Genomic DNA, 15260 nt, shown 5'->3' with positions numbered 1-15260 from the left:
ACAAAAGAAGAAAAGGGTGGATGCCTTGAGAGAGATGACATCGAGATGGCTTGGTCTGTTTGCGGTTTTCCTCGCGCTCAGCCTGCCTGTCGGGCTTTACGCCCAGGAAAGTGATGACGTTCAGCTGCCAGCGCAGTCGGACGTGCGGATCATTGTCGATATCTCGGGTTCCATGAAAGACACCGACCCGGAAAACCTCCGTCAGCCTGCCGTTCGGCTGCTTGCCCGGCTATTGCCAGAGGGTGCCACCGCCGGTGTCTGGACCTTTGGGCAGTACGTCAACATGCTGGTGCCGCATCGGGAAGTGACCGACGCGTGGCGCGACATGGCCGTTCAGCGCTCGGCGCAGATCAATTCGGTCGCCCTCAGGACTAACCTTGGAGCGGCGATCGAGACGGCAAGCGATGACTATTTCACTGACGGCGATCTGAGCAGTACCCACTTTATCCTGCTGACTGACGGCAAGGTCGATATCTCCGACGATCCGGCGGCCAATACAGCAGAGGAAAACCGGATACTGGACACCATTGTTGCGGACCTCATAGAGCGGGGCGCCACGTTCCACCCGGTAGCCCTGTCAGAGGCTGCCGATACTGACTTTCTGAAAGCCCTGGCGACGGAATCCGGCGGCCGGTTCCAGGTGGCCGATACGGCGGATGCACTGAATTTGGCGTTCCTGCAGGCCCTGAACACGGCGGTGCCCCAGGAGCAGATTCCGATTGAGGGCAACGGTTTCACCGTAGATAAAGGCGTTCGTGAATTTACCGCCCTGATTTTCTGGGGAGAGTCGGAGACCTCGGTAACACGGGAGCTTGCACTGGTTCGCCCGGACGAACAGACCGTGAATCTCTCCGAATTCCCCGATAATGTACGGTGGGCAAGGGAAGCCGGCTACGACCTGATCACGGTCAATGAGCCGTTGGCCGGACAGTGGCGTATCAATGGCGAACTGGGCGAGGGCAGCCGGGTAACGGTGGTCAGCGATCTCAGGATGGTGGTTAATCCACTTCCACCGTCGTTTACCGCGGACGACCCACTCAACATCCGGGTTGGCTTTTTCGAAGAAGGGGAGAAACTCACCAATTCTGATTTTCTGAGTGTGATTGAAGTCAGCCTCAGTATCACTTCGGAAGATGGCAGAAGCGGAACCAAAGTATTGAGTGGTGAGCAGCCGCCGGAAGATGGCACCTATCGGGATACTGTGAGTCAGTTGCCAGCCGCGGGCCTCTACACCGTTGATGTGGTTGCCGACGGCCAGACCTTCAGCCGCAAGTTCAGCGCTACCGTCGGGTTCACGGTTCCTGAAGGTGAAGGGGCAGAGCCTGCCGATCAGCCGGCCGAACTGCTGAAGCCTGAGGTAACGGAACCAGCGCCTGCAACCGAGCAGCCTGAGCCGGAGCCGCCAGTATCCGAGCCGGAACAGTCCGAGCCCGAACCGGCGATTGCATCGCCCATCGACGTGAGCCAGGCCGAGGAACCAGAGCCGACTGCCGAAGAGCCCGCACCGGCACCGGAGGAACAGGAAAAAGCTGAAACTGCCTTTGCCGTACCTTTGTGGATGATCGGTGCAGCAGGCGGTGGTCTGGTGGTGATTGGTGGCCTCGTGTGGTTTGCCCTTCGCCAGCGCAAGCAACGCCAGCAGGAGCAAGAGAAGGCCGCCGCTGAGCGCGAAACGCTCGAGGATCTGCAGGAGGAGCCGGAACCAGAGCCGGCCCCGGCGCCTGTCGTCGAGCCGGAGGAAACCGCGGAGCCCGAACCGGATGAGATTCCGGAGGTCACCGAGGAAGCACCAGAGGACGATATGTCCGAACTGGAATCCGTGATCGATGAGCATGAGGCCACTTTGAAGGCGGAAGATGAAGCGCTTTCGGAACCCGAGGTGGAATCGGCCGAAGAGCCGGAAGAGGACATCCCGGTAGCGGATACGCCGGTGGAGGAAGAGCCTGCGGATATGGACGAGGATATCCCGGAGCTGGAAGATGTCGCCGATGCCTCCGACGCCGACACGCCGGAAGATGATGACGAGGAAGAGTTCGGGCTGGAAGATTTCGATCTGTCCGAATTTGACGATTTACCCGATTATGATCAGGACGAGTCCGGATTACCCGAAGATGATTCGAAAAAGAAGCCTGATCAAAAAGACCAGAAAAAGTAACCAACAGGAACCAGAGCATGAAGTTTACCGGTACCGAGAAGTACGTAGCCACCGATGACCTGCAAATGGCCGTCAACGCAGCAATTGCGCTTCAGCGCCCGCTGTTGATCAAGGGCGAGCCGGGCACCGGGAAAACCCTGCTGGCGGAGGAAATGGCCGCCGGTCTGGGTATGAGGCTGATTCCGTGGCACATCAAGTCCACCACCAAGGCCCAGCAGGGGCTTTATGAATACGATGCGGTGTCCCGTCTGAGGGACTCCCAGTTGGGTGATGAAAAGGTCAAGGACATCGGCAACTACATCGTAAAGGGCAAGCTCTGGGAGGCCTTCGAGGCGGACGAGCAGGTGGTTCTGCTGATCGATGAGATCGACAAGGCGGATATCGAATTCCCCAACGACCTTTTGCTGGAACTCGACCGGATGGAGTTCTTTGTCTACGAGACCCAGAAGTTGGTTAAGGCAAAGAAACGCCCGATAGTGGTGATCACCAGTAACAACGAGAAGGAACTGCCGGATGCGTTCCTGCGTCGCTGTTTCTTCCACTACATCAGCTTCCCGGATCATGACACCATGCAGAATATCGTAGATGTGCATTTCCCGGGCTTACAGCAGCAAATCGTTCGCGATGCCCTGGAAGTCTTCTTCGATGTGCGCAAGGTCCCGGGCCTGAAGAAGAAGCCGTCCACCTCGGAGCTGATTGACTGGCTGAAACTGCTGATGGCCGACGAGCTGTCGGCGAAAATGTTGCAGGAGAAAGATACCAGCTCGGCGTTGCCGCCTTTGTACGGTGCCCTGGTAAAGAACGAGCAGGACGTGCACCTGTTGCAAAAGCTCGCCTTCATGGCCCGTCGCCGCAGCTGATTCTCGGCAAGATCATTGGCAAGAGTCACGTTTTATGTTGATTGATTTTTTTCTTGAAGTCCGGCGCGCACGGGTGCCTGCCAGTCTGAGGGAGTTTCTGGATCTTCTGGAAGCCCTGCAGAAGCGGCTCGCCTTTGCGGATATGGAGGAATTCTATTACCTGTCCCGTCTTTGCCTGGTGAAGGACGAGCGCCACTTCGATAAGTTTGACCGTGCCTTCCAGGCCTATTTTGAAGGAATCGAGAATCTCGACGACCTGCTGGAAGCCCTGATTCCGGACGACTGGTTGCGGGCGGAATTCGAGAAGCACCTGTCGGAGGAAGAGAAGGCGAAGATCGATTCTCTGGGCGGCCTGGAGGAGCTGATCGAAACCTTCAAGAAACGGATGGAAGAGCAGGAGGAGCGCCACGCCGGCGGCAACAAGTGGATCGGCACTGGCGGCACCTCGCCATTCGGGGCCAACGGCTACAACCCGGAAGGCTTCCGGATTGGCCAGAAAAAAGGCCGCCACGGCAGGGCCGTGAAAGTCTGGGAAAAGCGCGAGTTCAAGGATCTGGACGACAGCGTGACCCTCGGCATCCGCAACATCAAGGTGGCGCTGCGCCGCCTGCGGAAGTTTGCCCGCCAGGGCGCGGCGGACCAACTGGACATGGACGACACGATCCGTTCCACGGCTCGCAATGCCGGATACCTGGACCTGAAGATGGTGCCCGAACGGCATAACGCGGTAAAAGTGCTGATCTTCTTCGATGTGGGCGGGTCCATGGACCCTCACGTTCGTGTCTGCGAGGAGCTGTTCTCGGCCGCCCGGCTTGAGTTCAAGCACATGGAATATTTTTACTTCCACAATTTCATTTATGAGAGTGTCTGGAAGAACAATATCCGGCGGATGAACGAAACCACCAGCACCTGGGATATTCTTCACAAGTACACGCCCGACTACAAAGTGATCTTTGTCGGCGACGCGACCATGGCGCCCTATGAGATCTCCCATCCCGGTGGCTCGATTGAGCACTGGAACGAGGAAGCAGGCGCCACCTGGTTCCAGCGCATCACCGAGCACTTCCGTAAGGTTGTATGGATCAATCCACTTCCCGAGAGTTACTGGGGTAATGGCGGTTCGTTGGGCATGACCAAGCAACTCGTTAACGATCACATGTACCCTTTGACCGTTGAAGGCCTCGAGTCGGCCATGAAGCAACTGAGTAAATAAAAAAAAGCCGATGCGGTTGAGAGCATCGGCAAAGCTCGGCATATCAAGCGGGTTTGCCTGAAGGCACTCCCGCCGCTTTCCAGTGAGCAAATACAGGGCCACTTGACTTAAAAGCTGCTAAAACAGTCGTTTAAAATTCAACTTATCCGCTGAGCCTCCCTGACGCCCCGATATCCCTCCTGACTCTGTCAAATAACTCGACACTCTTCCCATTCTTCCGACCGCTTAAGCTTTCGCTGTGCGTTTTCCATTTGGTGATCTGTATACCGTTCTTGGCGGTTACCAAGTGTTACGCTTTCTGCCGATCTGTTACAGAAGTTTGCATGAGTTACAGAGGCTACAAAGGCAGGAGGCTTATGTTCGGCTCACAACAATCACAAAGGCGCCGGATAGAACACCAAAGGTTGGTGCGCATCGGGGCACTGGTTCTGGCATTGCTGGCCGCCTCGGCTGCAGCCGCCGATGGCCTTGATAAGGAGCTTGAACGCCTGAATGCTGAAATCGCCAGTCATTCCGAGCGCGTATTCGCCCTTGAGCAGAAGGTCCTGCATCCAGCCAATACCCGACTGGCAGTTTTTCTGACACTTCAGAGCCGGGATGCCCTCGATCTTGATTCCGTCGAACTGTTCGTCAATGGCCAGCCTGTGGCTTCCCACCTGTATTCCGATAGAGAGCGGGCCTCGCTTGAGCGCGGCGGCATCCAGCAGTTGTTCACCGGGAACCTGGAAAACGGCGAGCATGAGTTGAAAGCGGTGATTACTGCCCGCTCTGCCGATGATGATTTCGTACGGCGGGAATCCACCCATCGGTTCAGAAAACGCCCCGGTGTGCTCCGTTTAGAGATGAGCCTTGAGGCCCGGGCGCCCGATTACGAACCCAGGATTTCTTTCATGGAGTGGGAGTAGGGCGCCATGATATTCCGGGTCCTGCTGTTTGTGTTGCTTCTGACTGTTTCCGGTTTTTCCGTGGCGGCCACTCCGGCAATGCCAGACGACGTCCTTTCTGGTCTCAAGCAATTCCGGCAAGCCGGAGAAGTCGGCGTGGATCTTGGGGATGGACGACAGCAAGCACTCTATGAAGATGCTGAGAAGGCACGAACCGCGGGCCGTACTGATGAGGCCGGGCGAATCCTGGGCGGCATGAAAGAAGGTTACTGGGCGGCTCTGGGTTACCTCAATCTTGCCAGCGATTACGCGAAAACCGATCTCAACCCGGCCAGGGCGCTGGTTGCGCTGCGGGTGGCGTTAGCCATGTCGGACGGTGATGCCAATTCCGAGCGCAGCCAGCACCTGAAAAATAATCTGCTGGTCCGCGCGGGCTACCTTGCTTACCAGCACGGCGAGTTCGATAAAGCGATCAGCTTTCTGGAGAAGGTCGATCTCGATAGTTTCAGCACGCCAAGGGCCCTTTACCTCCATGGACTGGCCCTGGCAGAAAAGGGTAATCACCGGGCCGCCATGCAGAGCTGGCATCGGGCCAGGAAATATCCCCTGGCATACCCCGGGGTTGCCGATGCCTGGATTGGCATGGGGCGCGGTTACGATCTTTCCGGCTATCTCGGGCAGGCCGGAGAAGCCTACCTTGCCGCCAACGCCGCGTTCGAGAGTGAACGGGTGACCCTTCGCAAACTGGCCGGAAAGATTCGGGAACAGGGGGCCTATAAAACCCTGGTGGACGATGCCCGGGAAACCGGGGTCGACTGGTTTCTGGCCGACAGCCGTACACTGACCCAGCCGCGCATGGCCTATCTTCTTGCGTTCATGGAGGACCCTGACGTCCAGAGGGCCGCAGGGCGAGTGGCAGCCCTTCGTTCGATGGCGGTAAAACTTGAACGCCATGGTCACGATCTTGAGGTGTTTCAGGGCGCTCTGAGAGAACAGCTGGTCGGCATCCATCAGCAGGAATCCAGGCAAAGCACCGCTGATCTTAATGCTCGGGGGGAAGAGCTCGGTGCACGGCTGCAGCGCCTCGCGGATAGCGCCGGGCCCGGCCAGCAACCTCGCATCCAGGCTCTTCGGAAAACCCTGTCGGATGCCCAGACCCGATTGAGTCAGGTCCGGAGCAAGGCATCGGGGCAACCGGAAATCCTGGAACAGTTACGTCGCTCAGCCGCAGCACTGACAGAGCGCAACGAAGCGCTGTTACTGTCTGTTCGTCAGTTGCTTGAAGCATCTGAAACGGCGTTGAACGACCTGGCGCTCGACTTCGTCGAAGCCAGGGACCAGCAGATGGCCTTCGCACTGGACAAAACCGAACAGCAGATAGCTCACCTGTATGAATACCTCGCCCTTCAGAACCTGGAGGAGACCCAACTATGATCCGGCCGTTTCAGAGCCTCTGCCTTTCCTTACTGCTGGCAGCGCCGGCTGTAGCCCAGGAATCTTTTCGTGTGGAGCTGGGCCGGGACGGCGAGACCATCGGGGATATGCGTCCGGTGTTCCTGACCTTTGAAAGCCGGCCGATGCCGGCGATCTCGCCTTCGGAAGTTGCTCGCCGTTACCATCGCCTTTTCCAGACTTCGGACGAACCAGAGGTCCGGATTGATGCCCTTAACCGCCTGAGCAATATCCGGGACCGTTCAGGTGAAGATATAGGGTTCTCTCCGGCTGAAGAGGAAAGGGTCTACAGCGAAGCGATCAGCAGTTACGAGTCCATTCTGGCGCGCGGCTCCTACGGTGGGCGACTGGACGAACTGCTTTACCAGATGGCCAAGGCCCATGCCCTGACAGGACAGCAGGATGCGTCGATCCAGAGGCTGAAACAGCTGGTCGGGCTCTATCCGGATTCCTCTCTGGTACCGGAGGCCCGGTTCCGGTTGGCGGAATCCGCCTTTGCAGCTGGCCATTATGCTGAGGCAGAAACCGGCTACCGGCAATTGATTGAATCCGGCGACAGCAAAGAGTTCAGCACCAAGGCCAGATACATGCTTGGCTGGAGCCAGTTCAAACAGGGCCCGTCTGCATGGAACAGGGCCGCAGCCACCTTTGTCGAGGTTCTGGACGAGTTTCTGCCGCAGGAACAGAGTCTTGAGTCGGTCAGTGAATCCGTTGTGGACACCATCGATGATACCTTCAGGGTGCTGGCACTGATGGCAGCCCGAAAAGGTGGGCCGGACACCCTCATTGCGTGGCTGGACAAGGACCAGCCGCGCCCCTGGGAACACCTGTTGTTCGACCGGCTCGCGGACTACTACGCCATCCAGGGAGAGACCAGCGCCAGTGTTGCCGCTAACCGGGCGTTCATCGAGTATTCCCCCAATCACCGTTCCGTTCCCGCCTTTCGGTTGCAGGTGGTGGATGTCTGGCAAGCGGCGGGTGACGCGGACCGGGTTCGTACGGCCCGGGCCCGATTCGTCGACAGCTATAGCGTGAATTCCGCCTACGCCGAGCTGAAAGGGGGCCAGCAGGACAAGTGGCGGAGCTACAGCAGACGGCTGGCGGACTATCACTATGATTTGGGCGCCCGCTCGGCGGAACAGTGGCAGGTCGCAAACTCTGAGTCTGCCTTTGCACAGGCCGCCACTTACTATGAAGGACTGGCGCCCCGGGTGGGCCAGAGCGGCGAGGTCTTGCGACTTGCCGGGGATGCCCGACTGCAGGCGGGGCATTTTCCGAGAGCGCTGGATAACTTTCGCAAGGCTGCCTACGAAGCACCCGGTTACAGTGAGGCGGCTGATGCTGCCTGGGCCGCCGTCACCCTGTTGAGAGACGGCGTCGACCAGCAGTACGAGGCTGCCGCATTCAGACCCGGTCTGGAGGATCTTTCAGACGAAGCCAATCGTTTTAACGAGCGATTCGCGGGTGATAACCGGGGTTCCGGCCTGATGGCGGATCTGGCTGCCCGCTGGCTTGCTGCCGGCAACCATGAGCGGGGATTACACTATGCTTCGCTGGTTCTTACCGCCCTAGGGGCATCGCCGGCAGAGCGATACGCGACCTGGCAGGTGACGGCCCGGATCCGCCAGAAAGAAGGTGATTTCGGACTGGCGGAACGGGCCTGGAATCAGGCGCTGGATCTTGCCGAGAGCGATCAGCTCAAGGATGTGACCGGCGACCAGTTGGCGGCCATTCGCAGGCAACTGGCGACGGCTGTTTATCGCCAGGGGGAAGTGGCTGCTTCCCAGGGCCGGCTCGGAGAGGCTGTGGGTCATTTCCGGCGGGTTGATTCAGTGTTGCCCGGCTCGGAAATCGCCATCCGGGCCCGTTACGACGCCGCCAATACCTTGCTCAAGGCATCAGACTGGACAGCCGCTGTTGTCGACCTGCAGAAGTTCCGTAACGACCACCCGCAACATGAGCTGGCTGCGGGTATCAGTGAAAAGCTGGTACACGCCTGGATTCAGTCCGATAAACCCACCCAGGCAGCATCCGAATTGCTGCAGGCCGCTGAAAATCATGCCAACCCCTGGCAATTGCGGCTGCGGGCCGCGGAATTGCTGAATGAAGCCGGCAATGTAGCGGAGCGGAATGCCCTGTACAGGGACTATCTTGCGACCGGCCCGAAGGCTGGCGACGGATCTGAACATGAGCGGCTCCAGACCTTCCGTTATCGCCTGGTAGAAACCGGTGACGATCCGGATGACTGGCGGGAAGCACTGGTCCGGTCAGAGCTGGACAGCGCCTGGCACAGTGCCGACACCCTTGAGTGGGCATCCCGGTCTTCTCTGGTGCTTGGCGCCCGTGCGGCTGCCGCGTTTACCAGCATCAGCCTGAGTCAGCCTCTGGAGCACTCTCTCGCGCGCAAGCAGAAGGCATTGGAAACTGCTCGACAGCGATTCCTGGATGCCGAAGCTCTCGGCGGGGAGCGCGTTCTGTCTGAGTCGTTGTTCCGCCGCGCGGAGCTCTACCGGGGCCTGGCCAAAGACCTGATGACATCCGCAGTACCTTCGGATCTGAATGAGCTTGAGGCCATGCAGTACCAGATGCTGCTTGAAGAAGAGGCGTATCCCTTCGAAGAGAAGGCCATTCAACTGCACACTGAAAACCACCGCCGGATTACATCAGAGGGCTATGACGCCTGGATAGGTCGCAGCCTTGGCGTTCTTGCGGAACTGCACCCGGGACGTTACGAGCGGAGTGTCAAGTGGCTCAGCTGGAACATGGAGTCTAACGATGGGGTGTAATCCGTTGCGTAAGGCAGGGCTGCGTTGGGCATTCCTGCTGCTGGTGTTTCTCGCCGGTTGTGCCGGTCAGGAAGTCCGGCAGCCAGAGGAGCCGGTCAAAGCCGATCCGGAATTGGCGGCAAGCTTTGAAAAGGAAGGGCGCAAGGCCTTCGAGGAAGGTCGCAAAGGTGCGGCCGTGGACGCCTGGCAGAAAGCCGTGGAATTGGACCCCACCAATGCGGTGACCGTGAACAATCTGGCGCTGGTCCTGAAGGATCAGTACCGGTTCGCCGAAGCCGTCAAATTGCTGGAAACAGGCATTGCCCATTCGCCGGATGTGGCGGAGCTGCATTTCAATCTGGCGGTGATTGCCGAACTCTATCTGCTCGATCTGAAAACAGCCCTCACGCACTACAACCGGTACCGGGAACTGACGAAAGCAGACGACCAGGAGGTGGCCGGGTGGATTGCGGACCTGGAAAGGAGGCTGGAATAAATGGTTGGTAGCCGGAAAACCTCTAAAAACCTTTTTACTGCGCTGCTGTTGTCCGGCCTTCAGGTGCTGTTCCTCAACCAGGCGCAGGCGGATCAGGATGACACTGTCAGGCTCAGTGTTGAGGGCCTGTCTGCAAGTCTTGGCGAAGACGAGCCCCGGGTACTTTACATATTGCCCTGGCAGGCGCCGAGCCTGCCAAGACGGCCAAGGGCAGATCTCAATGACGAGGCGCCGGAACTGGTCCGTCCGGCTGATCCGGTCGCCCTGGAGCGGCACCGTCTGTTTCGCGAAAACCTCAACCCTCTGATCCTGAGTCCCCTCGGAGACTCAGCAGTGACTGCGCAGTAATAACGGGAGAACAAGAATGCTGGACACCATCGTACGTTTTTTCCAGGAAGGCGGGCCCTTCATGTACCCCATTGCCATCGTACTGGCGTTGGGGCTGGCCATCACTCTTGAGCGGTTCTTTTATCTGTCGGCGGTGCGGCGGCGTAACCGGGTTGCCTTTGAGCGCGGCATCCTGCCGCTGCTGAGAAAACGGGATTATCAGCGGGCCATGAAAGCTGCCACCAACTCCGACAGTGCCATTGCCTCGATCATGGGGGCCGGTATTGGCCGGTTGCTCAGCAACAGCCGGCGAGAGGATATCGAGTACGCCATGGAAGAGGGCCTGATGGAAGTGCTGCCGCGCCTGGAAAAGCGCACCCAGTACCTGGCGACCCTGGCCAATATCGCCACGCTTCTCGGCCTTTTGGGAACCATTATCGGTCTTATTGCGGCGTTTACCGCCGTGGCGGCGGCAGATCCTTCCCAGAAGGCCAGCCTGCTGTCGGAAAGTATTTCCGTAGCCATGAACACCACGGCCTTTGGCCTGATGTCGGCGATCCCGTTGCTTATGTTCCATGCGGTGCTCCAAACCCGCACCAACGAGATTGTCGACAGTTTCGAAATGGCCGGGGTGAAGTTGCTGAACATTGTGTCTGAACCATGAGACGCCGTCACCGCAGGTTAAGTAGTTCGCCGGAGCTGGATATCACCGCGTTTCTCAATCTCATGATTGTGCTGGTACCCGTCCTGTTGCTTGGCATGGTGTTCAGTCAGGTCCGGATGATCGAGCTGAACTTTCCGGGTATGGAAGCCGGGCAGGCGCCGGAGCCTGAGGAATTGCGGCTCGTGGTTACTTTGATTCCGCAAGGTATCGAGATCGCCGACAGTGACCGCGGCCTGATCCGGGTGCTGCCCGTGGGCCAGGAGGGGCAGGATTTTGCGAACCTTCGTAAGGTACTTCGGCAGATAAAAACCCGTGTGCCGGATAAAACCGACGTGGTGTTGGAAGTCGGACCGGACGTCGATTACCAGACGCTAGTCACGGCCATGGATACCGTCCGCTCTTATCCGGCCGTGGTTGCTGCCAGCGTGGTTGAGGGGGAGCTGTTTCCTGATGTCTCTCTGATGGATGCGCCTGAGGACAGACAGCTTGCCGTAAACGCCAGTGCCGAATCAGGGGAGGGCGCATGAGAACGTCCCGAAAGGCGAAAAGAATTCGTCGGCATTACGGCCGGATGCACAAGCCCGGGGGCCTGAACCTGGTGTCGCTGATGGACATCTTCACCATCCTGGTCTTTTTCTTGATGGTGAATTCCTCGGATGTGAAGGTGATGCAGAACACTGCAGACGTGCCTTTGCCAAAGTCCACGGCTCAACAGGAGGCGGTTGAGAGCCTGACAGTTCAGGTAACGGGCAATGCCATTCTGGTCCAGGGCAGCGAAGTGGCAAGACTGGATGGCATTGAGACCAGTGACACCTTTATCGCCGGTCTGTCGGAAGAACTTACCTGGCGCCGCAACCGCTGGTCTGAAATTCCCGAGGAGGGGCTCGAGGTAACCATAATGGCGGGTCGGGATACCGATTACCGATTGCTTCGCAAGGTCATGCAGACCTGTGTTGATGAACAATATCGACAGGTGCGCCTCGCTGTGGAAGGGGAGGTCCGCAATGGCTGATAACGGATATTCCCCAACAGAGCGTTCGGGGCTGCCATGGAGTCGTGATCTCAACGAGAGTCGAAGATTTACGGGTATTGTATTGTTGATGCTGGCGCTGTTTTTGCCGCCGGCGTTCCTGATCCCGATGCTGGATGTACCGGAGGTTGAGCGCAGTGAGGCCGAGAAGGTTCCTCCCCGGCTGGCGCGGCTGGTGGAGAAGCCGAAGCCGTTGGTCACACCGGAGCCCGCCCAGCCCGAGCCAGAACCTGAGCCAGAGCCGGAAGTGAAGAAAGAGAAACCAAGGCAGCCGGAACCGAAAGTGGCCAAGGTTGAACCCGACCCTGCGCCTGCCCCGAAACCAGAACCCGAACCTAAGGCCGTATCCGAGCCGAAGCAGACCACCGAGCAGGCCCGGGAAAAAGCGTCCCGTTCCGGTCTGCTGGCTATGAGAGACAAGCTGGCTTCACTCAGGGCGCCCGAACCCACACCAGCCCGTGAGTTTGCGGTCAATACCCAGCCGGCAGCGGCCGAAGCAACGAAATCGCCCAGGGATTCTCAGCAAGTCCTCAGTGGAAGCGGTGGTGTTGAAGATGCTCCGGCGCCGAAAACCACCGTCGCTGTGGCTGAGCATGAGGTCAGAACGGTTGATGTTCCCGAGGAGGAATCCCGAAAAGTGGCCGCCAAGCCGGCAAAGGCCGAATCATCGGTTGGCGAGCGGGCAATGAGTAATATCCGGCAAGTATTCGATGCCCAGAAAACGGCGCTCTATTCCATGTACCGGCGGGAGCTGCGGCAGGACCCGACCCTCGAGGGTAAGGTGTTGTTGGAGCTGGTCATAGAGCCGGATGGCTCGGTGTCCGCCTGTGAGGTGGTCAGCTCAGAGCTCCAGCACCCCACGCTGGAACAGCGGATTGCCATGCGGGTGCGGCTGTTCAATTTCGGGGCTGACAATGTTGAGGCCCGGAAGGTCAGATTTCCGATTGACTTCCTGCCCGGCTGATAAGGCAATCGGGCAGCCAGCGGGGGGACTGCCCGATACGGGGAGCTCAGTTCTCGATGGTGATTTTCGGCAACCGGGGTTTGTGCAGCGACACTTTCTCTGATGGTGCGATGACCTTCGCTTCCCCAATAACCACCTTCTGATCGTTCTGATTGCGTACGTCGCACTCGACAACGACACGGCCTTTCGGTTCCTTGCGCAGGATTTTCAACTGAACGGTGAGAGTGTCGTCCAGTTTCACCGGACGCTTGAAGGACAGGCTCTGGTCCAGGTAGATGGTACCGGGGCCGGGCATTACGGTTGCCAGCGCCGCCGAGATCAGGGAGCCGCTCCACATACCATGGGCAATTCGCTCCTTGAACATGGAGCCGGCTGCAAATTCGGAGTCCAGGTGTACCGGGTTTACATCACCGGAGACCGCTGCAAACAGCACCAGTTCGTCCTCGGTGAGGGTGCGCGTAAAGGTGGCGGTGTCGCCCTCGTTCAGCTCGTCGTAGGTGATATTTTCCAGGGTATCAAGGGTATCGCTCATCGCGTGCTCCGCACTGTTGTCATTTGAGTACAGGTGTTCGGGTAAGAGTCTCGAAAACTACCTCATCGGTTACAAAACTGCTATTCTCTCCCCACTTTTTTGAGGCTGATACTTTTGTAGGGTTGATTTTTTGAACAACCTGACATTGGTAAATCATTACAATCAAAAGCGCCAAACAGGAGATGGTGATGGATTTTGAGCAGTTCTATCAGGATAAATACCCCGCCGGCGTGCCCCGCGAGGTCGACCTGAACAAGTACAAAAGCATGGTGGATGTGTTCGAGCAGTCAGTGAAAAAATATGCTGATCGTCCCGCATTCAGTGCTGTTGGCGCAACTCTCACTTACCGTGACCTCGACACCCAGAGCCGCAACTTTGCAGCGTGGCTCCAGAACAAGACAGATCTGAAGCCTGGCGACCGTATCGCTGTGCAAATGCCTAACGTCAGTCAGTACCCGGTTGTTGTGTTTGGCGCCATGCGGGCTGGCCTGATTGTGGTGAATACCAACCCGCTTTATACCACGCGGGAGATGGAGCACCAGTTCAACGATTCAGGCGCCAAGGCCCTGGTGGTTCTTGCCAACATGGCCGAGAACGCCGAGAAGGTGCTGCCACATACCGGCATTGAGCACGTGATTGTTACCGAAATCGCGGACATGCATTCGCCGATCAAGCGCACCCTGATGAATGCCGTGGTCAAGCACGTCAAGAAGATGGTGCCGCCGTTCAATATCCCCCAGGCGCACAAGCTTCCGGCAGTCCTCAGTGCAGGCGCCCGTGAGAAATTCACCCCCGTAGAGTGCAAGCAGGACGACATTGCCGTGCTCCAGTACACCGGTGGTACCACTGGTGTGGCGAAAGGCGCAATGCTCACCCACGGTAACCTGGTAGCCAACCTGCTGCAGACCCGCCCGATGATGGAAGACATGGTGGTTGAGGGACAGGAAGTGGTGATTGCGCCCCTGCCGCTCTACCACATTTATTCCTTTACCCTGAACTGCGGCATCATGCTCGAGGCCGGCGCCCACAACGTGCTGATTCCGAACCCGCGGGATATTCCGGGCTTCGTGAAGGAACTGAAGAACCACAAGTTCACCGCCTTCCTCGGCCTGAACACCCTGTTTGTTGCGCTTTGCAACAACGAAGAATTCCAGGATTTGGACTTCAGCAGTCTGAAGCTGACATCGTCCGGCGGTATGGCGCTGACCAGCGACACCGCCAAAATGTGGGAGCGGGTCACCGGTTGTGAAATTTGCGAAGGCTTCGGGATGACCGAAACTTCACCGGTGGTCACATTTAATCCGCATAGCGCCATTCAGATTGGCACCATTGGTCTGCCGATTCCGTCCACGCAGGTCATAACCATCGATGAAGAGGGCAATGAGACGCCCCTGGGCGAGCCTGGCGAGCTGTGTGTGAAAGGCCCGCAGGTCATGCGCGGTTACTGGCAGCGCCCGGAAGATACCCAGAAATCCTTCACCGAGGACGGCTACCTGCGTACCGGTGATATCGCCCTGATCCAGGAAGATGGCTACATCCGCATCGTCGATCGGAAGAAAGACATGATCATCGTTTCGGGTTTCAACGTATTCCCGAACGAGATTGAGGATGTGGTAAGCAGCCATCCGAAGGTGGTCGAGTGTGCCGCCGTTGGCGTACCCGATAGCAAGAGTGGCGAGGCGGTCAAGGTTTACCTGGTGCCCACGGCTGAAGGCGTGACAGAAAACGAACTCAAGGAATTCTGTCGCGAGCGGCTCACCGCCTACAAGGTACCCAAGCAGTTTGAGTTCCGTGACGAACTGCCCAAGACCAACGTAGGCAAAATTCTGCGCCGTGAACTGCGGGACGAGGCGAACAACAAGTAAGCCTGTCTGGCAGTTGATCAAGGAAAACCCTGCTTCGGCGGGGTTTTTCCGTT

At 58.1% G+C, this 15260-nt stretch carries 14 protein-coding genes; 13 read left to right on the top strand and 1 reads right to left on the bottom strand.

The genetic code is table 11. The features are described 5' to 3' along the window. Nucleotides 1-34: 34 nt before the first annotated feature. From A8B84_RS04785 to A8B84_RS04730, 12 genes are all read left to right on the top strand, one after another. The gene (locus A8B84_RS04785) at nucleotides 35-2155 is read left to right on the top strand and encodes a VWA domain-containing protein (RefSeq protein ID WP_064226985.1); all 2121 of its coding nucleotides are present in this window, start codon (nucleotides 35-37) and stop codon (nucleotides 2153-2155) included. A gap of 17 nt (nucleotides 2156-2172) precedes the next feature. Next, nucleotides 2173-3015, top strand: a complete 843-nt coding sequence (locus A8B84_RS04780; RefSeq protein WP_064226964.1) for an AAA family ATPase — start codon at nucleotides 2173-2175, stop codon at nucleotides 3013-3015. Nucleotides 3016-3049: 34 nt separating this feature from the next. Next, nucleotides 3050-4228, top strand: a complete 1179-nt coding sequence (locus A8B84_RS04775) for a vWA domain-containing protein (protein ID WP_064226963.1) — start codon at nucleotides 3050-3052, stop codon at nucleotides 4226-4228. A gap of 356 nt (nucleotides 4229-4584) precedes the next feature. Continuing rightward, entirely contained in the window at nucleotides 4585-5133 is a 549-nt protein-coding gene (locus A8B84_RS04770; RefSeq protein WP_227512620.1) for a hypothetical protein, read from the top strand. Nucleotides 5134-5139: 6 nt separating this feature from the next. Further along, nucleotides 5140-6546, top strand: a complete 1407-nt coding sequence (locus A8B84_RS04765; RefSeq protein WP_064226962.1) for a hypothetical protein — start codon at nucleotides 5140-5142, stop codon at nucleotides 6544-6546. Next, complete coding sequence (locus tag A8B84_RS04760; protein WP_064226961.1) at nucleotides 6543-9350, top strand: tetratricopeptide repeat protein; 2808 nt, start codon at nucleotides 6543-6545, stop codon at nucleotides 9348-9350. The genes A8B84_RS04765 and A8B84_RS04760 overlap by 4 nt, the downstream gene beginning before the upstream one ends. Further along, nucleotides 9340-9825 carry a tetratricopeptide repeat protein gene (locus tag A8B84_RS04755; protein WP_064226960.1) on the top strand — a complete coding sequence of 162 codons (486 nt, stop codon included), beginning with the start codon at nucleotides 9340-9342 and terminating at the stop codon, nucleotides 9823-9825. Before A8B84_RS04760 ends, A8B84_RS04755 begins: the two co-directional genes overlap by 11 nt. Then, nucleotides 9826-10173 (top strand): hypothetical protein, encoded by a 348-nt coding sequence (locus A8B84_RS04750; RefSeq protein ID WP_064226959.1) that lies wholly within the window; start codon nucleotides 9826-9828, stop codon nucleotides 10171-10173. A gap of 16 nt (nucleotides 10174-10189) precedes the next feature. Next, a complete protein-coding gene (locus tag A8B84_RS04745) occupies nucleotides 10190-10816 on the top strand; it encodes a MotA/TolQ/ExbB proton channel family protein (RefSeq protein ID WP_064226958.1) in 627 nt (208 codons plus the stop codon). Continuing rightward, entirely contained in the window at nucleotides 10813-11343 is a 531-nt protein-coding gene (locus A8B84_RS04740) for a biopolymer transporter ExbD (protein ID WP_064226957.1), read from the top strand. The genes A8B84_RS04745 and A8B84_RS04740 overlap by 4 nt, the downstream gene beginning before the upstream one ends. Further along, on the top strand, nucleotides 11340-11828 hold the full coding sequence (locus A8B84_RS04735) for an ExbD/TolR family protein (protein ID WP_064226956.1): 489 nt from the start codon (nucleotides 11340-11342) through the stop codon (nucleotides 11826-11828). The genes A8B84_RS04740 and A8B84_RS04735 overlap by 4 nt, the downstream gene beginning before the upstream one ends. Continuing rightward, entirely contained in the window at nucleotides 11821-12810 is a 990-nt protein-coding gene (locus tag A8B84_RS04730) for an AgmX/PglI C-terminal domain-containing protein (RefSeq protein ID WP_064226955.1), read from the top strand. The genes A8B84_RS04735 and A8B84_RS04730 overlap by 8 nt, the downstream gene beginning before the upstream one ends. 46 nt (nucleotides 12811-12856) lie before the next feature. Here A8B84_RS04730 and A8B84_RS04725 read toward each other — a convergent pair whose 3' ends face one another. After that, nucleotides 12857-13342, bottom strand: coding sequence for a MaoC/PaaZ C-terminal domain-containing protein (locus A8B84_RS04725; RefSeq protein WP_064226954.1), 486 nt, complete (start codon nucleotides 13340-13342; stop codon nucleotides 12857-12859). A gap of 188 nt (nucleotides 13343-13530) precedes the next feature. On the opposite strand from A8B84_RS04725, the gene A8B84_RS04720 reads away from it, so the two are divergent. Further along, on the top strand, nucleotides 13531-15207 hold the full coding sequence (locus tag A8B84_RS04720; protein WP_064226953.1) for a long-chain fatty acid--CoA ligase: 1677 nt from the start codon (nucleotides 13531-13533) through the stop codon (nucleotides 15205-15207). The last annotated feature ends 53 nt before the right edge of the window (nucleotides 15208-15260 follow it).

The organism is Marinobacter sp. EhC06, from assembly GCF_001650915.1.
GTDB lineage: Bacteria > Pseudomonadota > Gammaproteobacteria > Pseudomonadales > Oleiphilaceae > Marinobacter.
The sequence above is the reverse complement of the archived record's forward strand: the minus strand, read 5'-3'. Positions and strand labels throughout refer to the sequence as shown.